The organism is Variovorax sp. 278MFTsu5.1 (genome assembly GCF_048305045.1).
In the GTDB taxonomy this organism is placed as follows: domain Bacteria; phylum Pseudomonadota; class Gammaproteobacteria; order Burkholderiales; family Burkholderiaceae_C; genus Variovorax; species Variovorax guangxiensis.
In genome coordinates, this window is the sequence record NZ_CP157622.1 from 498,047 (window position 1) to 522,796 (window position 24,750).

Below are 24,750 nucleotides of genomic sequence, written 5' to 3' on the forward strand. Positions count from 1 at the left end.
ATGGTAAGCATGGCATCGCGCCCGGCGAGCCGCGCCTGTGAAGAACAGTTTTCCGCTTTCCCCGCTTCTTCCTTCTGTTGCCTCTACAGCCAGCCCAGCTGCTTCGCCGCCAGCTCCTTCATGACTTCCTCGGCCCCGCCGCCGATCATCATCACCTTCACTTCGCGGTAGATGCGCTCGCTCACGGTGCCGCGCATGAAGCCCATGCCGCCGAGGATCTGCACCGCCTGGTCGGCGCAGAACTGCATGGTCTGCGTCGCGTGGTTCTTCAGCATGCATATCTGCGCCACCCATTCGGGGGCGTTGTGGCGGCCTGCGGCTTCCAGCGCATCGCCCTGCGCCGACACCGCTTCGATCCACGCCTCGGTGGAGGCGATGCGCATCTGCATGTCGACGAGCTTGTGGCGCACCGCCTGGTGCCCGATGAGCGGGGCGCCGAAGGCCTTTCGCTCGCGGGCCCAGGCCAGCGCCTCGTCGAGGCAGGCCTGCGAGAAGCCCAGCGCGCCCGCGGCGAGGCCGATGCGCTCGCCGTTGAAGTTGCCCATGATCATGCGGAAACCTTCGCCTTCGTTGCCGAGCAGGTAGCGCGCGGGCACGCGCACGTTGTCGAAGTGCAGGGTGGCGGTGTCGGAGCACAGCCAGCCCATTTTCGACAGCCGCGTGCGCGTGAGGCCGACCGCGTCGCCCGGCACCAGCAGCATCGAGATGCCGCCCGCACCGCGGCCTTCGCCGGTGCGCACGGCCACGGTGATCCAGTCGGCGCGCATGCCCGAGGTGATGAAGGTCTTCTCGCCGTTGACCACGTAGTGATCTCCGTCGCGCCTTGCCGTGGTGCGCAGCGCCGCCACGTCGGAGCCGCCGCCGGGCTCCGTGATGGCGAGCGCCGCGATCTTCTCGCCGCGCAGCACCGGCGGCACGACCTCGCGGCGCACCGCGTCGCTGGCATGCAGCACCACGGGCGGCAGGCCGATGTTGTGCGAGAACAGGCTGGCGAGCACGCCGCCGCTCTTGCCATGGCGCGCGAGCGCGACCCAGGCCGGCAGCTTGAGCGAATACGAGGCCGGCGTGCCGCCGAGTTCTTCGGGATAGCCCAGGCCCAGCAGGCCCAGTTCGGCGGCGCGTGCATAAAGCGCGCGCGGAAACTCGCCCGCATCGTCCCAGGCCTGCACGTTCGGCGCGATCTCGCTTTCGGCGAAGCGCCGCACCGTGTCGGCGAGCGCGGCGCGGTCGGCTTGCAGCTCGGCGTCCATGCGACCGGCTTCCTGCTAGCCGCGCGGCGGGCGCTTGGCGATGCCCATGGTCTTGGCGAGGATGCCCAGCATCACCTCGTCGGCGCCGCCGCCGATGGAGCCCAGCCGGCCGTCGCGGTACAGGCGCGAGACGCGGTTCTCCAGCGTGAATCCCATGCCGCCCCAGAACTGCAGGCAGGTGTCGGCCACCTGCCGTGTGAGGCGGCCGGTCTTGAGCTTGGCCATCGAGGCGAGCTCGAGCACGTCCTCGCCCTTCACGTGCAGGTCGCAGGCGCGGTAGGTGAGCGCGCGCAGCGCCTCCACCTCGGTCTTGAGCTCGGCGAGCTTGAACTGCACCCACTGCTGGTCGGCCAGCGTGGAGCCGAACATCTGGCGCTGCTGCGCCCACTCGATGGTCTGGGCGATGCAGTCTTCCATGGGCTCCAGCGAGCTCGCGGCAGCCCACAGGCGCTCTTCCTGGAACTGCTGCATCTGGTAGACGAAGCCCTGGCCCTCCTCGCCGATGCGGTAGCGCTGCGGCACGCGCACGTTGTCGAAGTAGATGAGGCCGGTGTCGCTCGAATTCATGCCGATCTTGCGCAGCTTCTTCGCCTTCTCGATGCCGGGGCTGTCCATCGGCACCATCACGAGCGACTTGTTTCGGTGCACGGGCCCGTCGCCGGTGTTGACCAGCATGCACATCCAGTCGGCCTGAAGGCTGTTGGTGATCCACATCTTCTGGCCGCTGATGAGGTAGTCGCCGCCGTCCTTGCGCGCATGGCTCTTCAGGCCCGCCACGTCGCTGCCCGCGCCGGGCTCGCTCACGCCGATGCAGCCGACCATGTCGCCCGCGATGGCGGGCGCCAGGAACTCGCGGCGCAGCTCGTCGCTGCCGAAGCGCGCGAGCGCGGGCGTGCACATGTCGGTCTGCACGCCGATGGCCATGGGCACGCCGCCGCAGGAGATGTGGCCCAGGGCCTCGGCCATGGCCATCGCGTACGAATAGTCCAGGCCCGCGCCGCCAAAGGCCTCTGGCTTGTTCAGGCCCAGCATGCCGAGGTTGCCGAGCTTCTTGAAGACCTCGTGCGCGGGAAAGATCTCGGCCTCTTCCCACTCGTCCACGTGCGGGTTGATCTCGTCGTCGATGAAGCGGCGCAGGGTCTTCTGGATCTCGAGGTGTTCGTGGCTGTACTGCATGAGGTGGTCTCCGGTCTTTTCTTGTCTCTCATCCTACTTGTCCTGGAACACGCGCGGCGCCTGCGCCAGGTGGAAGCCGTCGAAGGGCTTCACCGCGCGGCGCTGCCGCGCCTGCGCGTCGGGAATCGCCATCGGCCAGCCCATGCGCACCTGCGGCCGCGCGCCGTCCACGCGCAGCACGCTGCCGCTGACGAAGCTCGCGGCGGGACAAAGCAGGAAGACGATGGCGGCGGAGGTCTCGGCCTCGTTGCCAAAGCGGCCCGCAGGCACGGTCTTGCGCATGGCGCGCAGCATGTCGCCGGCCTCGGGCGGGTAGTGGTCCATGCCGCTCGATGCGATGTAGCCCGGCGCCACCGCGTTCACGCGCACGCCGCTCGCGGCCCATTCGAGCGCGGCGGTCTCGGTGAAACTCACCATGCCCGCGCGCGCCGCGCCGCTGTGGCCCATGTTGGGCATGGAGCCCCACATGTCGGCCACGATGTTGACGATGGCGCCGCCGTTGGCCTGCATGCTCTGCAGGTAGCACTCGCGCGCGACCAGGAAGCCGCCCGTGAGGTTGGTGTGGATCACCGCCTCCCAGCCCTTGGCCGAGATCGCATGCAGTGGCGTGATGTACTGGCCGCCCGCGTTGTTCACCAGACCGTCGATGCGGCCGTGCGCGGCGACGACGGCGGCGATGGCCGAGCGCACCGCGTCCTCGTTGCGGATGTCGAAGGCCTGCGTGGAGGCCTTGCCGCCGACGGCCTCGATCTCGGCGCGCACCGCGTCGAGCTTCTCGGGCTTGCGGCCGACCAGCACCACCTGCGCGCCCAGCGCGGCGAGTTCGTGCGCGGTGCAGCGGCCGATGCCGGAGCCGCCGCCTGTGACGACGATGACCTGCCCGTCGAACAGGCCGGGGGCGAAGACGGAGCGGTAGTGGGAGGAGGGAGCGTTCATGTGAATGGTTTTCGCAAAGACGTGGGCTGGTTCCCGTCACGCATCGGCGACCTGCGCGACCACATGCCGCGCCGCCACCTGCGCACCCACCGCGACATGCAGGGCGACCTTGCCGGCGCGCGGCGCGCAGTGCACGTGCTCCATCTTCATCGCCTCCAGCGTGACCAGCGGCTGGCCCGCCGCGACGGCCTCGCCCTCGGTCACCAGCAGCGCGATCACGCGGCCGTTCATGGAGGCGCGCAGCAGGCCGTCGCCGCCATCGGCGCCTGCTCGGGTGGCCGGCACGTGAGTGAGGTCGTCGAGGCGGTGAGGCTGTCCGTCGAAGTGGAAGAACACGCGGCCGTCATGCCGCGCGACCAAGGCTTTTGCCGAAAGCCCGTTGCACGAGAAGCGCAGGCTGCCGTCGCCGGGCATGTCGAGCAGCGAGAGCTGCATCGGCGCCTGGCCGTCCAGCGCGATGTCGAAGTGGCCGGCGCCGCGCGGCGTCACCCGGGCGGCGTGCAACGTGCCGTCGAGCTCGAAGCGCAGGGCGTTGGGCAGCGTGTGCGCCAGCGGCGAAGGCCAGCCGCGTTCGCCGAGCTGCAACAGCAGTGCGGCGAGCAGCGCGGCGCGGTTGCGGCCTGCTTCGTCGGCGGCGAGCAGCGTGTCGATGTGGTCGGCCACGAAGGCGGTCGTCGCCTTGCCGCCGGCGAACACCGCATGCGACAGCGTGCGCTCCAGCAGCTGCTGGTTGGTCGGAATGCCGAGCGCGACGGTGTCGTGCAGGCCGGCCAGGAGCCGCTGCCTCGCGTCCTCCCGCGTGCCGCCGTGGGCGACCAGCTTGGCGATCATCGAGTCGTAGAAGGGCGGTACCTCGGCGCCGTCGCGCAGGGCGTGCTCGGTGCGCAGCGAGGCGGAAGGCCGCCAAGCCGCGAGTGTGCCGCTCTGCGGCATGAAGCCTTGCCGCGGATCTTCGGCGCACAGGCGCACCTCGATCGCGTGGCCGGAGAAGCGCACGTCCTGCTGCGCGATCGGCAGCGGCTCGCCGGCCGCGACGCGCAATTGCAGATCGACCAGGTCGAGGCCCGTCACCGCTTCCGTCACCGGGTGCTCGACCTGCAGGCGCGTGTTCATTTCCATGAACCAGTACTGGCCCTCGGCATCGAGCAGGAATTCGAGCGTGCCCGCGCCTTCGTAGGCGATGGCCTTTGCCGCGGTGACGGCGGTGGCGCCCATGCGTTCGCGCAGCGCTTGCGAGACGGCGGGCGAGGGCGCTTCCTCCACCACCTTCTGGTGCCTGCGCTGCACCGAGCAGTCGCGTTCGCCGAGGTGGATGGCGTTGCCGTGCCGGTCCGCGAACACCTGCACCTCGACATGGCGCGGCGCGACGATGGCGCGCTCCAGGATCACGGTGGCGTCGCCGAATGCATTGAGCGCTTCCGACTGCGCGCTGCGCAGCTGCTCGGCGAAATTCGCGGCCGAGGTGACGAGCCGCATGCCGCGCCCACCGCCGCCGGCGGTGGCCTTGATCATCACCGGCCAGCCGATGCGCGCGGCTTCGGCGGCCAGCGTCTTCTCGCTCTGGTCCTCGCCCTGGTAGCCCGGAATGCAGGGCACGCCCGCCGCCTGCATCAGCCGCTTGGCGCCGGCCTTGTCGCCCATCGCGCGAATGGCTTCGGGCGAGGGGCCGATGAAGACCAGGCCGGCATCGCGGCAGGCCTGCGCGAAGGCCGCGTTCTCGGCTAGGAAGCCGTAGCCGGGGTGCACCGCGTCGGCGCCGCTGGCGCGCGCGGCCTCGACGATCGCGGCGATGTTCAGGTAGCTCTGCGCAGGCAGGGGCTCGCCGATGTGCACCGCCTCGTCGGCGAAGCGCACGTGTTCCGAGCCGGCGTCGGCGCTGGAGTACACGGCCACGGTGCGAAAGCCCATGGCGCGCGCGGTGCGCATCACGCGCACGGCGATCTCGCCGCGGTTGGCGACGAGGATCTTGCGGAATCCGGTAGTGGTGCTGTTGCTCATGGCCGTGCCACCCCGAACTGCATGGGCTGGGTCGCACGGGCATCGGCGTCGCGGCACACCGAGAGAACCTCGGCCAGCACGGCGCGGGTGTCACGCGGGTCGATCACGCCGTCGTCCAGCAGCAGCGCGCTGGTGGTGAACACGCTCATCTGCCGGTCGAAGCGCTCGACGACCTGCTGCTGCATCGCATCGATCTTTGCCTGGTCGACCGCGCCCTTTCGTGCCATGCCGGCCTCCATCACGATGGCCATGGTCTTCGCCGCCTGCTCGCCGCCCATCACGGCGGTGCGCGCGTTGGGCCAGCTGAAGCAGAAGCGCGGCGCGAAGCCCCGGCCGCACATGCCGTAGTTGCCCGCGCCATACGAGGCGCCGCACAGCAGCGTGACCTGCGGCACGGTGGCGTTCGACACCGCCTGGATCATCTTCGCGCCGTGCTTGATGATGCCGGCCTCCTCGTGCGCGCGGCCCACCATGTAGCCGGTGATGTTCTGCAGGTAGACGATGGGCGTGCGCGACTGGCAGCAGGCCTGGATGAAGTGCGTGGCCTTGGTGGCGCCGTCGGAGTCGATGGGGCCGTTGTTGGTGATGATGCCCACCGCATGCCCTTCGAGCCGGATGTGGCCGCAGACGGTGGCGCTGCCATAGTGCTCGCTGAACTCCAGGAACTCGGAGCCGTCGGCGATGCGCGCGATGACCTCGCGCATGTCCACCGGGCGTCGGCCGTCGCTGGGCATGATGCCCAGCAGTTCCTCGGCGTCGTAGCGCGGCGGCGCGAACCGGCGCGGCGCCTCGTCGCGCGCCCAGTCGATGCCGCCGAGGATCGTGCGCGCGATGCGGATGGCGTCGCGATCGTCCTCCGCGAGGTAGTCGCCCAGGCCCGAGATGTGCGTGTGCATCACCGCGCCGCCTAGTTCTTCCTCGGTGGCGATCTCGCCGGTGGCCGCCTTCAGCAGCGGCGGTCCCGCGAGGAATGCGCGCGTGCGGTCGCGCACCATCACGATGTAGTCGGAAAGACCGGTCTGGTAGGCGCCCCCGGCGGTCGAGGAGCCGTGCGTCACCGTCACCACCGGCAGCCCCGCGGCCGACAGCCGCGCGAGGTTGCGGAAGATGTTGCCGCCGCGCACGAAGTCCTGCACGCGGTAGTGCATGAGGTTGGCGCCGGCGCTTTCCACCAGCTGCACGTAGGGCAGCCTGTTCTCCAGCGCGATCTCCTGCACGCGCAGCTGCTTGTCCAGGCCCATGGGCTGCAGCGCGCCGGCGTCGATGCCGGAGTCGGAGGCGTTGACCATGCAGCGCACGCCCGCGACGTAGCCGATGCCGGAGATCAGGCCGCCGCCGGGCACGCTCTTCGAGAGGTCTGGGTTGTCCTGCCCGAGCCCGGCCAGCGAGGCCAGCGGCAGGAAGGGCGCGCCGGTGTCCAGCAGCAGCGCGATGCGCTCGCGCGGCAGCAGCTGCCCGCGCCTGGCGAAACGCTCGGCCGACGCGCCGGAGGCCGCGACCGCGCGTGCCTCGTGCTCGCGCACCTGGCCGAGCAGCGCCAGCATGCTGGCCCGGTTGGCCTGGAAGGTGTCGCCGGCCGTTTGCAGCCGGGATTCGATGACTGGCATGTGAGAGTCCGTGCAGATCGTTTTTTTCGCTCTGCACGGACTCTAGGATGCGGGCGCCTCGCCCGCTTGCGCTTACTAGCTGGCGCGCACCCGGCGGCCGGCGACCGGCGCGTCGAGGCTGCTGCCGGTGACCACCCAGTAGATGAAGATCAGCACCGCGCCGGCCGTGCCGAACACCGTGAGGCCCATGTAGCTGCCGCCGATGGCCAGCGCGTCGACCGGCGCGGCGGCGGTGCAGACCATGCTGGCCGCGCTCATGCCCACGTAGTGCATGGTGCATACCGCCACGCCCATCACGGCGGCGGCGGCGACCTTGTGCGTGAACTTGCGCAGGTTGAAGGCCAGCCACAGGGCCGCCGCGGCGGCGGTGACGGCGATGAGCACCGACAGGCCCACCGTCGTCAGGTCGAAATTCATCGAGGCGCGCATGTTCATCGCGAACATGCCCATGTAGTGCATCACGCACACGCCGATGCCCGCCAGCAGGCTGCCGCCGAGCCAGCCCGAGCGGCTGAACTTGCGCCGCCCGCCGGCCATGTACAGCGCGATGCCCGAAATCAGGATGGCCGCCACCAGCGACACCACCGTGAGCGGCATGTTGTACGAAATGGCTATCGGCAGCCGGTACGCCAGCATGCCGATGAAGTGCATCGACCAGATGCCGATGCCGCCCAGCGCCACCGCCGCGCAGGTCACGACGGCGAGGTTGGGCTTGCCGTCCGCGCCGACCATCCGCCCGGCGCAGATCAGGGCCACCAGCGAGCCCGCGAAGGAAATGAGGAAGGAGAGCGCCACCATGCCCAGGGAGTACTCGGGCGACAGGATCTGGCCTACGACGAGCGGAGTCATGCGATGTCCCTTTCAGGTCAAAAGAGCGCCTCGCGGACCCCCCGCCGCCGGATGCGGACGGGACGCCACAAGACGTCCCGCGCAGTCTGTAATGTTTGTTTGTAAAAGTAAACTGAAATTTACACTTATTGTTACCCTACCTTACGGGGCGAATCCGATAGATCGCATTGTTGCGGTCGGCCGCCATGTAGATCGAGCCGTCGCGGCCCACCGCGACGCCCGTCACCACGTAGGGCGGAGGCAGCCCGGGCCCGGGCGCGAGGCCGATCGGCAGGTTCTCGGCGACGGTACGGCGGCTGCCGTCGGGCGCGATTTCGACCAGCCGGCGCGCCGCGCTCTCGGCCACGATGAAACTGCCCCAGGGCGTCTGCGCCAGGCCTTCGGGCAGGGCCAGCCCCTCGGCCACCGCGCGCAGCGGAGCGCTGGCGTCCAGCGGAATGCGCAGCAGCCGGCCGGCCGCCTCGGTCACGTAGAGCGCGCCGTCCTGGCCGACGATCATCTGCACCGGGCCGTTCAGGCCGCTGGCGAGCACTGACTTCTGCGCGAACTTCGGCCCGCTCGCGCGTGTGATGCTGCCGGTGGCGATCTCGGCGTAGATCACGCTGCCGTCGGGCATGGGAATGGCGTCGAACGGCGCCTTCAGCCCGTGGATGGTCTCGACCGTCTTCAGCGTCTGCCGGTCGACCAGCTGCACCGTGCCGGTGAACCACGAGCTCAGCGCGAAGAGCTTCGGCGACAGGCCGACGGCGAAGGGGTAGTCCAGCTCCGGGTCGCGCTGCATGCGGAAGATGTCGCGCACCTCGCCGGTGCGCACGTCGACCTGGCGGAAGCCGAAGACGTCGGCCACCCAGAGGTCGTTGCCGTCGATCTTCATGCCGGCCGGCGCCGCCACCTTGCCGCTGGTGAGCGTACGCAGCTCGCCGGTGGCGGGGTTGAAGGCCTGCACCTCGTTGTTCGCCATGTTCGAGACATAGATCGTCCCGTCGGGAGCGATCGCCAGGTTGTCGAGCGATGGCCGCAGCTGCTTCGCGACCGTCTTGCGGCCGGTGGCCAGCTCCACCCGCACCAGCTCGCCGCTGCGCGCGTCGACCACCCAGAGGTTGCCCTTGCCGTCGAGGTTGGCGGCGGCCGGAATCTTGAAGCCGTCGGCGATCACGGTCATGTTGCCGTTGGCCGGGTCGATCTTCACCACCTGGCCCTTGAACCACAGCGGCCCGTAGAGCATGCCGTCGGGCCCCACTTCGAAGCCGTTGAAGCCACCCATGTCCTTCCTGATGAGCCGCGGCGGCTTCTGGCCCTCGCGGTCGATCTCCCACAGCGCGTCGCCCAGGAACACCTGCGAGGCGTAGAGCCTGCCGTTGCGGCGGTCGAAGTCCAGCGAGTTGAGGCCGGGCAGGTCCTTGGCCAGCACGCGCATGGGCGCGGTGTCGCTCTCGCGGTAGCGCAGCATGCCCATCAGGTAGTTGGTCCAGGCCAGCTCGCCCTTCGGGCCCACGGCGATGTCGTCGGCCTGGCCTTCGGGCGCGTCGATGAACACCCTGGCCGCGCCGGTGCTGCGTTCGACTTCCCACATCGTGTTGCCGAGCACAGAGCCCGCGAGCAGCCGGCCCTTGGCGTCGACGGCCAGCCCATGCACCCCGGCGAAGGCCGAGGGCGCGACCAGCGCCTCGGGCGCGGCCCACGAGGCGGGCCGCGTGGTCGGGGCGGACTGCGTGGGCGAGGGTGGGGCGGAGGCCGGTGGCGAGAGGCTGCTGCAGGCGCCCAGCAGGGCGAGGGTGGCGGTCAGCGCGATGGCGCCGAGGCTGCTTCGACGTGGCATGGTTGGCGTCTCCTCTTGTTGATGCGCGCAGCAGTCTAGGAGCGCGGCGGGGCCGCGGAGTCCCCACGGGGACAGGATGCGGACTTTCGTCCGCTGTGGATTACCCGCGGCCTTCAGCTGCGGTTCAGCCGCAACTCAGCCGCGCAGCAGCTGCGTCGCCGTGTGGATCAGCAGCCCCACCAGCCCGCCCACCAGCGTGCCGTTGATGCGGATGAACTGCAGGTCGCGCCCGATGTGGCGCTCGAGCTCCGCCGTCATCTCCTGCGCGTTCCACTCGCCCACGCGCTCCTCGATGTAGCGGCGGATGTCCTCGCGGTAGCGCTCGATGGCCAGCGGCGCGGCCGCCTCGATCTGCTCGTTGATCCAGCGGCGGATGGCCTCGTCGCCCTGCAGCCGCGCGCCCAGTGCGCCCGCCATCGATGCGATGCGCTGGCGGATGGCCGAATCGCCGCGGCCCAGGTCGTCGTGCAGCCACGCGAGCAGCTCGCCCCACAGCCCGTGCAGGTAGTCGCCCAGCGCGGGGTGCGCGACCAGTTCGGCGCGGATCTGCTCGCCGCGCTGCTGGAACTCGGGGTCGAGCTTCAGGCGCACCACGAAGTCGTCGACGAAATGGTCGAAGCGCCTGCGCATCGGATGGTCGGGCTCGGCCGCGAGCTCGCCGATGGTGCGCGCCACGGCCGCGACGATCTTGCGCGTGGCCAGCTTGGCGGCCACCTGGTCGAGGCCCACGTAGCGCAGCGTCTTGATCTCGCGCGCGATCGCCTCGGTGATGTGCGCCTGCACCTCCTCGCCTTCGAGCAGGCCGGCCACCTGCTGCAGCACGTCGTCGAGCAGTGCCTGGTGGCGCCCGCCGGCCGTGAGCGCGTCGAGCGCCTGGCCCGTGAGGCGCGAGAGGTCGATCTTCTGCAGCCCGGCCGCGGCGGCGCGGCCCATGAAGTCGCGCACGCGCTCGTCGTCGAAGGCCGAAAGGCCATAGCGCGTGGCGGCCACGCCCCATTCGCCGAGCTTCTCGCCGCTCGCGGGGCGCGCCAGCCAGTCGGCGATGCGCCCGGCCGCGTCGAACTGCCGCAGCTTGCCGAGCACCTGGGCGGTGCTCAGGAAGTTGTCGCAGATGAAGCCCGCGAGCTTGGCGCCGATGCGGTCCTTGTTGCTCGGGATGATGGCGGTGTGCGGAATCGGCAGGCCCAGCGGATGGCGGAACAGCGCCACCACCGCGAACCAGTCGGCGATGGCGCCCACCATCGCCGCCTCGGCGAAGGCCGCCACGTAGCCCCAGGCCGGGTGCTGCGCATGCAGCACGCTCGCCACCGCATAGAGGAGTGCGGCGCCGCACAGCAGGCCGAGCGCGACGCGCTTCATGCGCCGCGACGCGTCGATGCTGGCGGCGCTCTCAGCCAATGCTCGGCGTGGATGCCAGGCGCTCCATGAACAGCTCGCAGCGCGCGAGCTGCTCGAGGCTCACGTACTCGTCGGGCTGGTGCGCCTGCTCGATGCTGCCGGGTCCGCACACCACGGTGGGGATGCCGGCGTTCTTGAAAAGACCCGCTTCGGTGCCGAAGGCCACCAGCGTGGTGCGCTCCTCGCTCGCCAGGCGCTGGGCCAGCAGCGTGATGGGGTCGTTGGCGGAGCCCAGGAAGCTCGGGATCTCGCAGATGGTCTCGAAGCTGAAGCCCGCGTCGGGCGCCACCTTCTTCATCGCGGGTTCGAGGCTGCCCGCGTAGGCGACCACCTCGGCCTGCATCTTCCCGGCGTCGGCGGTGGGAAGGTCGCGGAATTCATAGCGGAACTCGGCGTCGCGCGGCACCACGTTGTCGGCGATGCCGCCGTGGAACTGTCCCACGCTCGCGGTGCTGAAGGGCACGTCGAAGCCCTCGTAGCGCGGCTCGCTGCGCTCGAAGCCCTCGGCCATGTCGCGCACCTTGCCGATCACGCGCGCGGCCATCTCGATGGCGTTGACCGACTTCGGCGTGAGCGAGGAGTGCGCCTCCTTGCCGCGCACGCAGCACTTGTAGCGGTACACGCCCTTGTGCGCGATGGCGGGCACCATGCTGGTGGGTTCGCCCACGATGCAGGCCAGGGGCTTGATGCCGGCATCGCGCATGTCGGCGATGAGCTCCTTCACGCCGAAGCAGCCGATCTCCTCCTCGTAGCTGAAAGCGAAGTGCATCGCGAAGGGAGAGTCGCTCTCCACGAAGCGCTTCGCGTTCGACAGCGCGACGGCGATGAAGCTCTTCATGTCGGCCGAGCCGCGCCCGTAGAGGCGCTCGTTTTGCACCACGGCCGAGAGCGGATCGACGCTCCAGTCCTGCCCGTCCCAGGGCACCGTGTCGGTGTGGCCCGAGACGATCACCCCGGCCGGCTTGCCCTCGCCCAGCGTGGCGAAGAGGTTCGCCTTGGTGCGTTCGGCGTTGTAGGTGATGCGGCTCTTCACGCCCAGCGCCGCGAGGTGGCTCTGGGCGAAGTCGATCAGTTCGAGGTTGCTGTTGGCGCTGATGGTGTTCATGCGCACCAGCGTCTGGGCCATCAGCAGGCTTTGGGGGGAAAGCGTATGGGGCATGCAACACATTCTCCCGGAAGTCGGCGCCGCGCGTGCATGGATGTCGAAGCTGTCACGCGAAACGGGTACCCTGCGCCTCTTCATTCCGGACGGAGAAACCTCGACCATGCGCACCTCTCTTCAGATCGCCCTGACCGCCACCGCAGCCCTCGCACTGGCCGCCTGCAGCAGCACCGGACCTTCCGGCGGCAGCAGCAAGCTGCTCACGCTGGACGGCAACCCGCCGCTGGTCATCGCCCATCGTGGTGCATCGGGCTATCTGCCGGAGGAAACCCTCGAAGCCTACGCCCGCGCCATCGAGCTCGGCGCCGACGTGATCGAGATGGACCTGATCTCCACCAAGGACGGCGTGCTCATCGCCCGCCACGACCCCAATCTCGCCATCAGCACCGACGTGGCCAGGCACCCCCGCTTCGCCTCGCGCAAGAAGACCATCAAGGTCGACGGCGAAACCCAGACCGGCTGGTTCAGCAACGACTTCACGCTGGCCGAGATCAAGACCCTGGGCGCCATCTCCACCGACGCCGAGCGTCCGCAGGAATTCAACGGCAAGTACAAGGTGCCGACCTTCCAGGAGATCATCGACTTCGCCAAGGCCAAGTCGAAGGAAACCGGCCGCACCATCGCCATCTACCCCGAGACCAAGAACCCGACCTACTTCCGCGACCTGGGCCTGCCGATGGAGGACAAGGTCATCGCCGCCATCAACGCGGCCGGCTGGAACAGCAAGACCGCGCCCATCTACGTGCAGTCCTTCGAGCCGGGCAGCCTCAAGTACATGAAGAGCAAGGGCCTGAATACGAAGCTCATCCAGCTCATCGACGGCGACAGCGTCGACCTGAAGACCGGCGCCGTGACCTTCGCCGTGCCCAGCGACCGCCCCTACGACTGGACCAAGGCTGGCGACAAGCGCAACTTCGACGCCATGGTCACGCCCGCGGGCCTGGCAGAGATCAAGAAGTACGCCGACGGCATCGGCCCCTGGAAGCGCTACATCGTGAGCATCAAGGGCACCATCGGTGCCGATGGCAAGCCGGTGGACGTCAACAAGGACGGCAAGATCAACGACGCCGACGCCACCTCCATGGCGCCCACCTCGCTGATCGCCGACGCGCACAAGGCGGGCCTGTTCGTGCACCCCTTCACCTTCCGCAACGAGTCGCGCCGCCTGGCCTCCGACTACAACAAGGACGGCAAGAACGAATACGGCGTGTACTACAAGCTCGGCGTGGACGGCGTGTTCACCGACTTCACCGACACCGCGCTGGCCGCGCGCGCCGACTACCTCAAGAGCGTCGGCCGCTGATCGACCGGGTTATCGTCCGCGCATGACCACAGACGACACCTCCTCGCCCGACCTGTCCCCGCGCGACCTCGAACTGCTTCGCATGGCCATCCGCCTGTCGGACGAATCGAAGGCGCGCGGGCGCCATCCCTTCGCCGCGCTGGTGGCGAACGAGCGCGGCGAGGTCGTCGTCACCGCGGGCAACAACTCGATGCCGCCCGAGGGCGATCCCACGCAGCACGCCGAGCTGGTGGCCGCCGCGCAGGCCGCGAAGCTGCTCACCCCAGAAGAACTCGCGCGCTGCACGCTCTTCACCAGCGCCGAGCCCTGCTGCATGTGCGCGGGCGCTATCTACTGGACCAACATCGGGCGCGTGGTGTACGCGCTTTCCGAACACGCGCTGCTCGGCCTGACGGGCGACCATCCCGAGAACCCGACCTTTTCGCTTCCCTGCCGCGAAGTCTTCGCGCGCGGGCAGCGGCGCGTCGAGGTGGTGGGGCCGCTGCTCGAGCAGGAAGCCGCCGCGCCGCACGTGGGCTTCTGGACCGGCGCGCACTGAGGAACTGAGGAAAGGCCCCGGCACCCGGCTGGGGCTGCGTGTTTCCCGAGGTGCCCCGAAATGCCAGAGTGGATAGACTGGCGTTTTGAGACGGTCTATCCCCATGAAACTCATCGACTCGATCGTCACGCAGGCGGCTGGCATCGCCGCCGTCCGACGTGACCTGCACGCACACCCCGAACTCTGCTTCGAAGAAGTCCGCACCGCCGACGTGGTGGCAGGCAAGCTCACCGAATGGGGCATCCCCATCCACCGCGGCCTGGGCACCACCGGCGTGGTGGGCATCGTCAAGAACGGCACCAGCAACCGCGCCGTCGGCCTGCGCGCCGACATGGACGCGCTGCCCGTCACCGAGCTCAACACCTTCGCCCACGCCAGCAAGCACCACGGCAAGATGCACGCCTGCGGCCACGACGGCCACACGGCCATGCTGCTCGCGGCCGCGCAGCACCTGGCGAAGCACCGCAACTTCGACGGCACCGTCTACCTGATCTTCCAGCCCGCCGAAGAAGGCGGTGGCGGCGCCCGCGAGATGATCAAGGAAGGGCTCTTCGAGAAATTCCCGATGGATGCCGTCTTCGGCATGCACAACTGGCCCGGCATGAAGGCCGGCCAGTTCGCGGTGAGCCCGGGCCCGGTGATGGCCTCGGGCAACAAGTTCTTCGTCAACGTGGTGGGCAAGGGCGGCCACGCGGCGCTGCCGCAGACCGGCATCGACCCGGTGCCGATCGCCTGCGAGATCGTGCAGGCCTTCCAGACCATCCTCACGCGCAAGATGAAGCCGACCGATTCGGCCGTCATCTCCGTCACCACCATCCATGCCGGCGAAACCAACAACGTGATTCCCGACAACTGCGAACTGTCGGGCACGGTGCGCACCTTCTCCATCGAAGTGCTCGACATGATCGAGGCGCGCATGAAGCAGATCTGCGACCACATCTGCGCCGCGCACGATGCCACCTGCGAGTTCCGCTTCGAGCGCTACTACCCGCCCACCATCAACACCGAGGCCGAGGCCGACTTCGCGCGCCGCGTGATGGGCGGCGTGGTCGGCCCCGAGAACGTGCTGAAGCAGGAAGCCGCCATGACGTCGGAAGACTTCGCCTTCATGCTGCAGGCCAAGCCCGGCGCCTACGCCTTCATCGGCAACGGCGACGGCTCGCACCGCGACGTGCACCATGGCGAGGGCCCCTGCACGCTGCACAACGCGAGCTACGACTTCAACGACGACCTGATCCCGCTGGGTGCCACCTGCTGGGTGCAGATCGCGGAGCAGTTCCTCAAGCCCGGCGGCAGCGCCGCCTGACCGCCTTGCCGGTCGCCTGATTCACCGAGAGAGGTCCAGCGCCACATGATCGGAATCGCCGAAGCCTTTTCGCCGCGCTACGCGCAGGCGCGCCAGAAGTTCCTGCAGGGCTGCGTGAGCGCCGGCCTCACGGTCGAGCCGCATGCGCACCCGCTCAAGGGGCGCGAGGGCGAGGAGCTCTCGATGGACGTGGCGCTCGACGGCGCACCCGATGCGCCGAACCTGCTGGTCGTCAGCAGCGCGTGCCACGGCATCGAAGGCCACTGCGGCAGCGGCGTGCAGGTGTTCGCGCTGCACGACGCCGAGTGGCGCGAGAAAGCGAAGGCGCAGGGCGTGTCGGTGCTGTACGTGCATGCGCTCAATCCGCACGGTTTCTCGCACGGCCGGCGCGTGACGCACGAGAACGTCGACCTCAACCGCAACTTCATCGATTTCTCGAAGCCGGTGCCGGTCAACGAGGCCTACGCCAAGCTGCACGAGTTGCTGCTGCCCGACACCTGGCCGCCCACGCCCGAGAACCAGGCGGCCATCGAGAAATGGATCGGCAAGCACGGCACCACCGCCTACCAGGCGGCCGTGACCAGCGGCCAGTACCAGTTCGAAGACGGCCTCTTCTACGGTGGCAAGGCGCCGACCTGGAGCAACAGGACCATCCGCGAGGTGCTGCGCCGCCATGCGGGGCAGGCCAAGCGCATCGCGTGGATCGACCTGCACACCGGGCTGGGCCCGAACGGCCTCGGCGAACGCATCTTCGCCTGCCGCGACGACAAGGCCGCCTACGCGCGGGCCAACGCGTGGTGGGGCACGCCCGCGGCGCCCGTCACCTCCATCTACGACGGTTCATCCACCTCGGCGCTGCTGCGCGGGCTGATGTGGGATTCGGTGTACCAGGAGTGCCCGCAGGCCGAGTACACCGGCATCGCGCTCGAATACGGCACGCTGCCCATCCTCGAAGTGACCGGCGCCCTGCGCGCCGACCACTGGCTGCACAAGCACCCCGAGGCGCCGGCCGAGCTGGCGGATGGCATCCGCGCGCGCATGGTGGAAGCGTTCTACACGGACACCGACGCCTGGCGCGGGCAGATCGTCAGCCAGGCGCGCCAGGCGATGTTCCAGGCCGTCGACGGCTTGACGGGCTGACGCCGCGGCCGGAGAACCTCAGGTCCTGACGCGGCCGTCGCCCGTCAGCATCGAGAGCTCGACGAACTTCGAGCCCACGTGGTTCCTGGCCGAGAACGACACCTCGAAGCCGCCGAACTGCTGGCGGTCGATGCTTTCCAGGCCCGCGATCAGGCTCTCGCGCGTGGGCTTGCCCGGCGCCTTGCGCAGGCCTTCGACCAGCACCTTCGCGGCCAGGTAGCCCTCCAGGCTCGAGAAGTTGACGCTCGCGCCGTTGACCTTGCGCGCCGCCTCGGTGAATTCGCGGGCCAGCGCGTTGGCCTGGTTGTAGGGCGAGGGCACCACCTGCGTGATCATCACGCCGGCGCCGTCCTTGCCCAGCTCGTCCGCCAGCGCCTGCGTGCCGACGAAGGACATGTTGAAGAAGGTGCCGCCATAGCCTGCCTTGCGCGCTTCGCGGATGAAGGCCGCGCAGGCCTTGTACGCGCCCACCTGCACCACGGCGTCGGGCCGCGCCGCGACGATGGCCTTCACCGCCTGCGCCACGTCGGCCGAGTTGCGCTCCACGGTAGCCAGCGCGACCGGCTTGAGCTGCTGCTCGCCGAGCGCCAGCGTCACGCCGTCGAGGCCGGCCTTGCCGTAGGCATCGTTCTGATAGAAGACCGCGATCTTCTTCAGGCCCAGGTGGGTGAGCTGCTTCACCATCAGCGCCGTCTCGTCGTTGTACGAGGCGCGCAGGTGGAACACGTTCTTCTGGAAGGGTTCGCGCAGCGACATTGCGCCGGTGAAGGGCGCCACGAAGGGCACCTTGTCCTTTACCGCCAGCGGCAGCGCGGCCAGGCTGGTCGGGGTGCCGATGTAGCCGAAGAGCGCGAAGACGTCTTCCTCGATCAGCTTCTGCGTGTTGGCCGCGCAGCGGTCGGGTTCATAGCCGTCGTCCAGGTTCTTGATGACCACGTTGCGGCGGCCCGGCTGGGCGTTGTACTGGTCCAGGAACAGCTTGGCGCCCTGGTGGAACTGGATGCCCAGCTGCGCCGCCGGGCCGGTGAATGCCGCCGACTGGCCCAGCACCAGCGGCGTGTCCTGCGCCCGGGCGAGGCCGAAGCCGCCCAGCGTGGCGGCCGCGCCCGCGGCCAGAGAAAAACGACGTCGATTCAACAACATGATGAAAACCCACTCCTGCGCTCTGAATCGCGCACAAATTAGACTTGCCCGATGGCCCACGCACCGGATACCTCGCTCGAAGAAGCGCCCTCCCAGCCCGCAACGACCATCGTGCTGGGCGCATGCCCGCACGACTGTCCGGACACCTGCGCGCTGGTCACCACCGTCAGGGACGGCGTTGCCGTGAAGCTGCAGGGCAACCCCGCCCATTCGCACACGGGCGGGGTGCTGTGCACCAAGGTGTCGCGCTACATCGAGCGCAACGACCATGCGGAACGGCTGGTTCAGCCCCTGAAGCGGGTGGGCCCCAAGGGAAGTGGCCAGTTCGAGCCGGTGAGCTGGGACGCCGCCCTGGACGACATCGCGGCGAATCTTCAAGTATTACAGGGAAAACCCGAAGCTATTGTCCCCTATAGCTATGCGGGCACCATGGGCCTGGTGCAGGGCGAGTCGATGGACCGGCGCTTCTTCCACAAGCTGGGAGCCAGCCTGCTGGACCGCACGATCTGCTCCATGGCCGGCGGCGAGGCCATGCTCTACACGCTGGGCGGCAAGGTCGGCATGCGCATCGAGTTCTTCGCCGAGGCGAAGCTGATCCTGATCTGGGGCAGCAACTCCATCGCCAGCAACCTGCATTTCTGGCGCCACGCCCAGGCCGCCAAGCGCGCCGGCGCGCGGCTGGTGTGCATCGACCCGCGCAAGACCGAGACCGCCGACAAGTGCGACGAGCACATCGCGCTGCTGCCCGGCACCGACGCCGCGCTGGCGCTGGCACTGATGCACGAGCTGATCGTGAACGACTGGCTCGACCACGACTACATCGCGAACCACACGCTGGGCTGGGAGCAGCTGCGCGAGCGCGCGCTGCAATGGCCGCCGTCGCGCGCGGCCCGGGTCTGCGGCATTCCCGAGGAACAGATCGTCTCGCTCGCGAAGGCCTACGGCACCACGAAGCCGGCCGCCATCCGACTGAACTACGGCATGCAGCGCGTGCGCGGCGGCGGCAACGCGGCGCGCGCCGTCGCCTGCCTGCCGGCGCTGGTGGGCGCCTGGCGCGACCGCGCGGGCGGCCTGCTCTTGAGCAGCTCGGGCCACTACCCGGTGGACCGCGCCGCGCTGCAGCGCCCCGACCTGCTGGCCGGGCGCAAGCCGCGCACCGTCAACATGAGCACCATCGGCGATGCGCTGCTCGACACCGCCAACCCGGTGAAGGCCATCGTGGTCTACAACAGCAACCCGGTGGCGGTGGCGCCCGAGTCGGCAAAGGTGGCGGCGGGCTTCGCGCGCGAAGACCTCTTCACCGTGGTGCTGGAGCAGTTCCGCACCGACACCGCCGACTACGCCGACTACCTTCTGCCCGCCACCACGCAGCTGGAGCACTGGGACATCCACTGCAGCTACGGCCACACCGACGTGCTGCTGAACCGCCCGGCCGTGGCGCCGCGCGGCGAGGCCCGCAGCAACGCCTGGGTGTTCCGCGAACTGGCGAAGCGCATGGGCTTCACCGAACCCTGCTTCTCCGATTCCGACGAGACGCTCTGCCGCACCGCCTTCGCCGAGCGCAACATCGATTTCTCCGAACTGATGGCGCAGGGCTTCAGCAGCCTGAAGCTGCCCGAGGCGCCTTTCGCCGAAGGCGGCTTCCCCACGCCCTCGGGCCGCTGCGAATTCTTCAGCGACCGCCTGCAGGCCATGGGCTTGGACGGCCTGCCCGATCACGTGCCCAACTGGGAGCCGGCCGGCAGCTCGACCGAGTTCCCGCTGGCCATGATCTCGCCGCCGGCGCGCAACTTCCTCAACTCGACCTTCGTCAACGTGACGAGCCTGCGCGCCATCGAGGTCGAGCCCCTGCTCGAGATCCACGAGGCCGACGCCGCCGCGCGCGGCATCGAGGACGGCGCCACGGTGCGCGTGTTCAACAAGCGCGGCGAGCACCGCTGCCGCGCCGAGGTCTCGCGCCGCGCGCGGCAGGGCGTGGTGCACGGCATGGGCATCTGGTGGCGCAAGCTCGGCATGGACGGCACCAACGTCAACGAGCTCACCAGCCAGCGCCTGACCGACATCGGCCGCGGGCCGACCTTCTACGACTGCCTGGTCGAAGTCGAGAAAGTGTGAGGCGCTTTCGCTTTCTTCCGGGCCTTCCGGCCCTCGCGCTGGCCGGCTCGCTGCTTCTGCTCACCGGCTGCGCCGACCTCGGCTACTACTGGCAGTCCGCGAGCGGCCACATCGGCATCATGCGGGCCGCCAAGCCGGTGCCCGAATGGCTGGCCGACCCGTCGGTGTCGGCGGCGCTGAAGGCCAAGCTCGAGCTCACGCAGCGCATCCGCCGCTTCGCCTCCAGCGAACTCGGCCTGCCCGACAACGCCAGCTACAAGTCGTACGCCGACCTGCATCGCGCCGCGGCCGTCTGGAACGTGGTGGCGGCGCCGCACTACTCGCTCACGCTCAAGAGCTGGTGCTTTCCCGTGGCGGGCTGTGTGGGCTACCGCGGCTACTACACCGAGGAAGCGGCCAAGGCCGAAGCCGATGAACAGAAGAAGCAGGACCTGGAAGTGGCCGTTTACCCGGTGCCCGCGTACTCCACGCTGGGCTGGATGAACTGGGCCGGCGGCGATCCACTGCTGTCGACCTTCATCGGCTACCCAGAGGGCGAACTCGCGCGCATCGTGTTCCACGAGCTCGCGCACCAGGTGCTCTACGTGGCGGGCGACACGGTCTTCAACGAGTCCTATGCCACCGCGGTCGAGCGCATCGGCGGCGCGATGTGGCTGCAGCGCGAGGCCGGCGATGCGGCGCGGCGCGAGTACGCGCAGTTCGACGCGCAGCGCCAGGAGTTCCGCGCGCTGGCGCTCGACACCCGCCGCGCGCTGACGAAGGTGTACGAGTCGCCCGAAGCCAAGGCCAAGGAATGGACGAAGGTGGAAGCCATGAAGCAGGCCGCCATGGCCGACTTCCGCGAGCGCTACGCGAAGCTCAAGGCCGGCTGGACCGGCCCGCGCCAGAACGCCTACGACGCCTGGGTGGCGCGCGCCAACAACGCGGCCTTCGGCGCGCAGGGAGCCTACGACGATCTCGTGCCCAGCTTCGAGAAACTCTTCGAGCGCGAGGGCCGCGACTGGCCGCGCTTCTATGCCGAGGTGCGGCGCATCGCGAAGCTGCCGACCTCCGAGGAACGCCGCGTCGCCCTGCAGGCAGCGACGGGTATCCTCCAGACCCAGACCACACCTGAACACGACAAGACCGGAGATCGCGGTGCCTGACATCCACATCGAACGCAACCACACACTGGGCATCGCACGCGCGCGCGTCGTCGCGCGCAAGTGGATCCAGCAGGCCGAGCAGGAGTTCGGCCTCGAATGCGTCTACACGCAGGGCGAGGGCTGCGACACCGCCACCTTCACGCGCGCCGGCATCGACGGCACCGTCGAAGTCACCGACACCACCTTCAAGCTCGACGCGACGCTGGGCTTCCTTTTCAGCAGCTTCAGCGAAATGATCGAGGCCAAGATCACGCGCAACCTCGACGCGATGCTCGATGCGCCGCGAGGTGGCGGCACGCGTCTCGCCTGAGCGCGCCGAAGTTCAGACGATGGTGTAGCCGCCGTCCACCGGCAGCGCCGCGCCGCTCACCATCGAAGCGCCATCGCCCAGCAGGAAGAGGACGGGCGCCACCACTTCCTCCACCTGCGCGAAGCGGCCCAGCGGAATGTTCTTCAATGCGGCCGCGCTTTTGGCCGGATCGGACCAGGCCTGCTCGGCCATCGGCGTGAGCGTGACGGTCGGGTTCACGCTGTTCACACGGATGCCGTGCGGCCCGAACTCCAGGCACAGCGAACGCGTGATGGCATCCATCGCCGCCTTCGAGGCGCAATAGCAAAGATGCGCGTCGAGCGCCACCAGCGCAGCCTGGCTCGAAACGTTGACGATGCTGCCGCGCACGCCGGCCGCGATCATGGCCTTGCCGCAGCGCGAGGCCACCAATGCCGCCGCGCGCGCGTTGACGGCCATCACAGCGTCGAAGCTCTCGGCCTGCATCTCGATGGCCGATTCGAGCAGCGCGATGCCGGCGCAGTTCACCACGAGGTCGAAGGCGGGCAGAGGTGCGAGCGCGCGTTCCAGCGCGGGCGCGTCGGCCACGTCGAGCACCAGCGGCGTGCAGCCGGCTTCGGTGTGCAGCGCCGCCAGTGCCGCGGCATTGCGCCCGACGGCCGTGACCTGCGCGCCTGCCTGCGCGAGCCGCGCCGCCACCGCGCGGCCGATGCCGCTGCTCGCGCCGGTCACGAGGGCGCGACGCCCGGAGAAATCGAAGGAAGTGGTCATTTCAGCCGCTGCATCGCATCGCGCAGCGCGGGGTAGAGCGATTTGTAGATTTCGAAGCGCTCGCGGTACGCGGCCTGTGCGCGGGGCTCGGGCCGCGCCCGCTCCACCAGCGTGACCCAGCCGCGTTCGGCGGTGGCCGCATCGACCAGCCCGGCGCCGAGCGCCGCGAGCATGGCCGCGCCTAGTGCCGCTTCCACTTCCTGCTCGATGGTGAACACCGGATAGCCCGTGATGTCCGCCACGATCTGCATCCAGAGGTCGGAGTGCGCCGCGCCGCCGACCACGATCAGGCGCTCGTCCAGCGGCTGGCCGCTCTGGCGCCCGGCCTCGATGTTGTGCTGCAGCGCGAAGCTCACGCCCTCGAGCACCGCGCGGTACAGGTGGGCGCGGCTGTGCGCCAGCGAAAGCCCGATGAAGGCGCCCTTGGCCTGCGCGTCCCAGATCGGGCTGCGCTCGCCCATGAGGTAGGGCAGGAACACCAGGCCCTCGGCGCCGGGCGGCACGTCGACCGCCTTGCGCTCGATCAGCGCGTGCGCGTCCTCGCCGGTGCGCGCGGCCTCGGCGATCTCCGCCTGGCAGAAGGCTTCACGGAACCAGGTGACTGCGGCGCCCGCCGTGATCGCGCCGCCGAACACATAGCTGCGGTCCGCGCCGCGGTACACGTGCGGCATGGTGATGAGCCGGTGCCGCGCATCGACAGTGGGGCTCACGAAACCCCAGCACATGCTGGTGCCGATCATCGCCACGTGGTCGCCGCTGCCGGTGACGCCCGCGCAGAAGGTGGCCACCGCCGCATCGACGCCGCCCGCCATCAGCGGCATGCCCTCGGCGAGGCCCAGCTTCGCGGCCCATTCGGCGCTCAGCCCGCCGACCACGTCGCTCGACTCGACCAGGCGCGGCGGCATCATGCGCGACGGAATGCCGAGCATCTCCATTGCCTCTTGCGACCACTGCCGACGCGCCGCGTCGTACACGCCGCCGATGTTGCCGGCCGAGCTGTGGTCGACGGCGAACTCACCCGTGAGCCGCCAGTTGATGTAGCTGTTGGGCGGCAGGAAGTGGCGCGTCTTCGACCACACCTCGGGCAGGTGCTCGCGCACCCACAGGATCTTGGTGAAGCCGTAGTAGCTGTCCACGCCGTTGCCGGTGATGGCCTGCAGCCGCGCCACGTCGACATTCGCGTTCACCGCGTCGACCTCGGCGGTGGCGCGGCGGTCCATCCAGATCAGGCAGGGGTGCAGCGGGCGCATGGCCTCGTCGACCGGAATGCCCGCGCCGCCATAGAGGCTGCTCACGCACATCGCCGCGATGTCGGCCGGTGCGACGCCGCTGCCCGCCACGCAGGCGCGCACGCTCTCGCACACCGCGTCGAACCACACCTCGCAGTCCTGCTGCGCCCACAACGGTTTCGGCGTCTCGGGCTGGTAGGCCACGCTGTGCTGCGAATGCACCTTGCCGTCGATGCCGACCAGCAGGCACTTGGTGCTTTGCGTGCCGATGTCGACGCCGATCACGTATTTCATGTTGTCCCCTGGCTGGTTGTCTCTCGGGATCGGGGCTGCGGTCTCAGCAGCACCTTGATGGAATCCAGCGAGTTTGCCAGCGCGAAGGCGCGCTCCCATTCGGTCAGCGGAAAGTCGTGCGTGACGATGCCCTTCGAGGTGACCAGCCCGCGCGCCAGCAGGTCGATGGCCACGGGGTAGCAGTACGGCCCCAGGTGCGCGCCGCGCACGTCCAGTTCCTTGCGGTCGCCGATGATCGACCAGTCGGCGCTGGTCTCGGAGCCGAACACGCTGAACTCCACGAAGCGGCCGAGCTTGCGGATCATCTCCAGCCCTTGCGTCACGCCGATGGGCGCGCCGGTGGTCTCGATGTACACGTCGCAGCCGTAGCCTGCGGTCAGCCCCTTGACGATGGCGTCGGCGTTCTCCGTCTTCGGGTTGATGACCACGTCGGCGCCATATTGCTTCGCGAGCGCGAGGCGCTCGGGCACGAGGTCGATCACGACCAGCTTCTTCGGCGTCTTCAGCGCCGCCACCTGCACCATCATCAGCCCGAGCGGGCCGGCGCCCGCGATCACCACCACGTCGTCGAGCTGGATGTCGCCGCGGTTCACCGTGTGGATCGCGCACGAGAGCGGCTCGATGATGGCCGCGTCCTCCAGCGAGATGCCGTCGGGAATCCTGTGCACGCGCGCGGTGGGCGGCAGGCGCATGTAGTCGGCCATGCCGCCGTCGGCCACGATGCGCTGGAAGCCGAAGATGTTGTGCACCTCGCACATCCAGTACTTGCCCGAGGTGCAGAAGCGGCACTTGCCGCAGGGCACGATCTGCTCGGCGATCACGCGGTCGCCCTTCTCCACGCCGAAGTGCGCCGCCGCGCCTTCGCCCAGCGCCTCGACGTAGCCGAAGAACTCATGGCCCGGAATGACGGGCGCCTTCACCCACGAGGGCTGGCCGTCGCCGCCCCAGAACATCTTCGCGCCCGAATGGCACTTGCAGTCGGAGGCGCAGATGCCGCAGGCGGCGATGGAGATCAGCAGCTCGTTGGCGCCGATGACCGGCATGTCGACGGTCTCCAGCCGGTAGTCCTTGGGGCCGTGGCACACCACGGCCTGCATGGAGGCGAGCTGGGAGATGGCGCCCGAGGTGCCGGGCTGGAGTTTCTGATAGCTCATGGTTCTTTCTGTTCGAAGGGTTTGCGGTTCTTTCGCGGAACACCGCGGAACCGGCTTTGCCGGGCCGCTGGTGTTGCCCCCGGTAGGGGGTTGGCGTAGCGACACGAAGTGCGCGAAGCCTGGGGGCG

At 69.1% G+C, this 24,750-nt stretch carries 20 protein-coding genes; 7 read left to right on the top strand and 13 right to left on the bottom strand.

Annotated features, from left to right (window positions below; translation table 11 throughout):
- Positions 1-83 precede the first annotated feature (83 nt).
- The 9 genes from ABL844_RS02220 to argE all read right to left on the bottom strand — a co-directional run bounded on the left by ABL844_RS02220 (position 84) and on the right by argE (position 12,192).
- A complete protein-coding gene (locus ABL844_RS02220; RefSeq protein ID WP_418130359.1) occupies positions 84-1,250 on the bottom strand; it encodes an acyl-CoA dehydrogenase family protein in 1,167 nt (388 codons plus the stop codon).
- Positions 1,251-1,265: 15 nt separating this feature from the next.
- Positions 1,266-2,426, bottom strand: a complete 1,161-nt coding sequence (locus ABL844_RS02225; protein ID WP_418118809.1) for an acyl-CoA dehydrogenase family protein — start codon at positions 2,424-2,426, stop codon at positions 1,266-1,268.
- 33 nt (positions 2,427-2,459) lie between these two features.
- Entirely contained in the window at positions 2,460-3,362 is a 903-nt protein-coding gene (locus ABL844_RS02230; protein WP_418130360.1) for an SDR family oxidoreductase, read from the bottom strand.
- Positions 3,363-3,398: 36 nt separating this feature from the next.
- Positions 3,399-5,360, bottom strand: a complete 1,962-nt coding sequence (locus tag ABL844_RS02235) for an acetyl/propionyl/methylcrotonyl-CoA carboxylase subunit alpha (RefSeq protein WP_418130361.1) — start codon at positions 5,358-5,360, stop codon at positions 3,399-3,401.
- Positions 5,357-6,967 (bottom strand): acyl-CoA carboxylase subunit beta, encoded by a 1,611-nt coding sequence (locus ABL844_RS02240; RefSeq protein WP_418130362.1) that lies wholly within the window; start codon positions 6,965-6,967, stop codon positions 5,357-5,359. Before ABL844_RS02240 ends, ABL844_RS02235 begins: the two co-directional genes overlap by 4 nt.
- Before the next feature lie 75 nt (positions 6,968-7,042).
- Positions 7,043-7,816: an MHYT domain-containing protein gene (locus tag ABL844_RS02245; RefSeq protein WP_126022345.1), complete on the bottom strand. Its 774-nt coding sequence runs from the start codon at positions 7,814-7,816 to the stop codon at positions 7,043-7,045.
- Positions 7,817-7,952: 136 nt separating this feature from the next.
- A complete protein-coding gene (locus ABL844_RS02250) occupies positions 7,953-9,635 on the bottom strand; it encodes a hypothetical protein (RefSeq protein WP_418130363.1) in 1,683 nt (560 codons plus the stop codon).
- A 135-nt stretch (positions 9,636-9,770) separates the two neighbouring features.
- Positions 9,771-11,033 (bottom strand): DUF445 domain-containing protein, encoded by a 1,263-nt coding sequence (locus ABL844_RS02255; RefSeq protein ID WP_418130364.1) that lies wholly within the window; start codon positions 11,031-11,033, stop codon positions 9,771-9,773.
- A complete protein-coding gene (gene argE / locus ABL844_RS02260; RefSeq protein WP_418130365.1) occupies positions 11,026-12,192 on the bottom strand; it encodes an acetylornithine deacetylase in 1,167 nt (388 codons plus the stop codon). Before argE ends, ABL844_RS02255 begins: the two co-directional genes overlap by 8 nt.
- Before the next feature lie 106 nt (positions 12,193-12,298).
- Between argE and ABL844_RS02265 the strand changes: the two genes are divergently transcribed.
- The 4 genes from ABL844_RS02265 (at position 12,299) to ABL844_RS02280 (ending at position 16,482) form a co-directional block, all read left to right on the top strand.
- Entirely contained in the window at positions 12,299-13,498 is a 1,200-nt protein-coding gene (locus ABL844_RS02265; protein ID WP_418131868.1) for a glycerophosphodiester phosphodiesterase, read from the top strand.
- A 22-nt stretch (positions 13,499-13,520) separates the two neighbouring features.
- Complete coding sequence (locus tag ABL844_RS02270; protein WP_369659944.1) at positions 13,521-14,036, top strand: nucleoside deaminase; 516 nt, start codon at positions 13,521-13,523, stop codon at positions 14,034-14,036.
- A 103-nt stretch (positions 14,037-14,139) separates the two neighbouring features.
- Positions 14,140-15,342, top strand: a complete 1,203-nt coding sequence (locus ABL844_RS02275; protein ID WP_184640240.1) for a M20 aminoacylase family protein — start codon at positions 14,140-14,142, stop codon at positions 15,340-15,342.
- Positions 15,343-15,387: 45 nt separating this feature from the next.
- Positions 15,388-16,482: a M14 family metallopeptidase gene (locus ABL844_RS02280; RefSeq protein ID WP_418130366.1), complete on the top strand. Its 1,095-nt coding sequence runs from the start codon at positions 15,388-15,390 to the stop codon at positions 16,480-16,482.
- A gap of 18 nt (positions 16,483-16,500) precedes the next feature.
- Here the strand turns inward: ABL844_RS02280 and ABL844_RS02285 are convergent, their stop codons facing one another.
- Complete coding sequence (locus ABL844_RS02285; protein ID WP_418130367.1) at positions 16,501-17,625, bottom strand: ABC transporter substrate-binding protein; 1,125 nt, start codon at positions 17,623-17,625, stop codon at positions 16,501-16,503.
- 51 nt (positions 17,626-17,676) lie between these two features.
- On the opposite strand from ABL844_RS02285, the gene ABL844_RS02290 reads away from it, so the two are divergent.
- From ABL844_RS02290 to ABL844_RS02300, 3 genes are read left to right on the top strand one after another with little or no spacing between them, the layout of a single operon-like run.
- A complete protein-coding gene (locus ABL844_RS02290) occupies positions 17,677-19,740 on the top strand; it encodes a molybdopterin-containing oxidoreductase family protein (RefSeq protein WP_418130368.1) in 2,064 nt (687 codons plus the stop codon).
- Positions 19,737-20,885, top strand: coding sequence for an aminopeptidase (locus tag ABL844_RS02295; protein WP_418130369.1), 1,149 nt, complete (start codon positions 19,737-19,739; stop codon positions 20,883-20,885). The genes ABL844_RS02290 and ABL844_RS02295 overlap by 4 nt, the downstream gene beginning before the upstream one ends.
- Entirely contained in the window at positions 20,878-21,195 is a 318-nt protein-coding gene (locus ABL844_RS02300) for a polyhydroxyalkanoic acid system family protein (RefSeq protein ID WP_184640232.1), read from the top strand. Before ABL844_RS02295 ends, ABL844_RS02300 begins: the two co-directional genes overlap by 8 nt.
- 12 nt (positions 21,196-21,207) lie before the next feature.
- Here the strand turns inward: ABL844_RS02300 and ABL844_RS02305 are convergent, their stop codons facing one another.
- From ABL844_RS02305 to ABL844_RS02315, 3 genes are read right to left on the bottom strand one after another with little or no spacing between them, the layout of a single operon-like run.
- Complete coding sequence (locus ABL844_RS02305; RefSeq protein ID WP_418118822.1) at positions 21,208-21,945, bottom strand: SDR family oxidoreductase; 738 nt, start codon at positions 21,943-21,945, stop codon at positions 21,208-21,210.
- A complete protein-coding gene (locus ABL844_RS02310; RefSeq protein WP_184640229.1) occupies positions 21,942-23,468 on the bottom strand; it encodes an FGGY-family carbohydrate kinase in 1,527 nt (508 codons plus the stop codon). The genes ABL844_RS02305 and ABL844_RS02310 overlap by 4 nt, the downstream gene beginning before the upstream one ends.
- Positions 23,465-24,622: an alcohol dehydrogenase catalytic domain-containing protein gene (locus tag ABL844_RS02315; RefSeq protein ID WP_418130370.1), complete on the bottom strand. Its 1,158-nt coding sequence runs from the start codon at positions 24,620-24,622 to the stop codon at positions 23,465-23,467. The genes ABL844_RS02310 and ABL844_RS02315 overlap by 4 nt, the downstream gene beginning before the upstream one ends.
- Positions 24,623-24,750 lie beyond the last annotated feature (128 nt).

Bases quoted from the DNA above. Each gene is read 5' to 3' on its own strand.
- ABL844_RS02285 (WP_418130367.1), bottom strand. From the start codon at position 17,625: ATGTTGTTGAATCGACGTCGTTTTTCTCTGGCCGCGGGCGCGGCCGCC.
- ABL844_RS02220 (WP_418130359.1), bottom strand. From the start codon at position 1,250: ATGGACGCCGAGCTGCAAGCCGACCGCGCCGCGCTCGCCGACACGGTG.
- ABL844_RS02310 (WP_184640229.1), bottom strand. From the start codon at position 23,468: ATGAAATACGTGATCGGCGTCGACATCGGCACGCAAAGCACCAAGTGC.
- ABL844_RS02275 (WP_184640240.1), top strand. From the start codon at position 14,140: ATGAAACTCATCGACTCGATCGTCACGCAGGCGGCTGGCATCGCCGCC.
- ABL844_RS02290 (WP_418130368.1), top strand. From the start codon at position 17,677: ATGGCCCACGCACCGGATACCTCGCTCGAAGAAGCGCCCTCCCAGCCC.
- argE (WP_418130365.1), bottom strand. From the start codon at position 12,192: ATGCCCCATACGCTTTCCCCCCAAAGCCTGCTGATGGCCCAGACGCTG.
- ABL844_RS02225 (WP_418118809.1), bottom strand. From the start codon at position 2,426: ATGCAGTACAGCCACGAACACCTCGAGATCCAGAAGACCCTGCGCCGC.
- ABL844_RS02265 (WP_418131868.1), top strand. From the start codon at position 12,299: ATGCGCACCTCTCTTCAGATCGCCCTGACCGCCACCGCAGCCCTCGCA.
- ABL844_RS02230 (WP_418130360.1), bottom strand. From the start codon at position 3,362: ATGAACGCTCCCTCCTCCCACTACCGCTCCGTCTTCGCCCCCGGCCTG.
- ABL844_RS02280 (WP_418130366.1), top strand. From the start codon at position 15,388: ATGATCGGAATCGCCGAAGCCTTTTCGCCGCGCTACGCGCAGGCGCGC.
- ABL844_RS02245 (WP_126022345.1), bottom strand. From the start codon at position 7,816: ATGACTCCGCTCGTCGTAGGCCAGATCCTGTCGCCCGAGTACTCCCTG.
- ABL844_RS02235 (WP_418130361.1), bottom strand. From the start codon at position 5,360: ATGAGCAACAGCACCACTACCGGATTCCGCAAGATCCTCGTCGCCAAC.
- ABL844_RS02315 (WP_418130370.1), bottom strand. From the start codon at position 24,622: ATGAGCTATCAGAAACTCCAGCCCGGCACCTCGGGCGCCATCTCCCAG.
- ABL844_RS02305 (WP_418118822.1), bottom strand. From the start codon at position 21,945: ATGACCACTTCCTTCGATTTCTCCGGGCGTCGCGCCCTCGTGACCGGC.
- ABL844_RS02250 (WP_418130363.1), bottom strand. From the start codon at position 9,635: ATGCCACGTCGAAGCAGCCTCGGCGCCATCGCGCTGACCGCCACCCTC.
- ABL844_RS02270 (WP_369659944.1), top strand. From the start codon at position 13,521: ATGACCACAGACGACACCTCCTCGCCCGACCTGTCCCCGCGCGACCTC.
- ABL844_RS02240 (WP_418130362.1), bottom strand. From the start codon at position 6,967: ATGCCAGTCATCGAATCCCGGCTGCAAACGGCCGGCGACACCTTCCAG.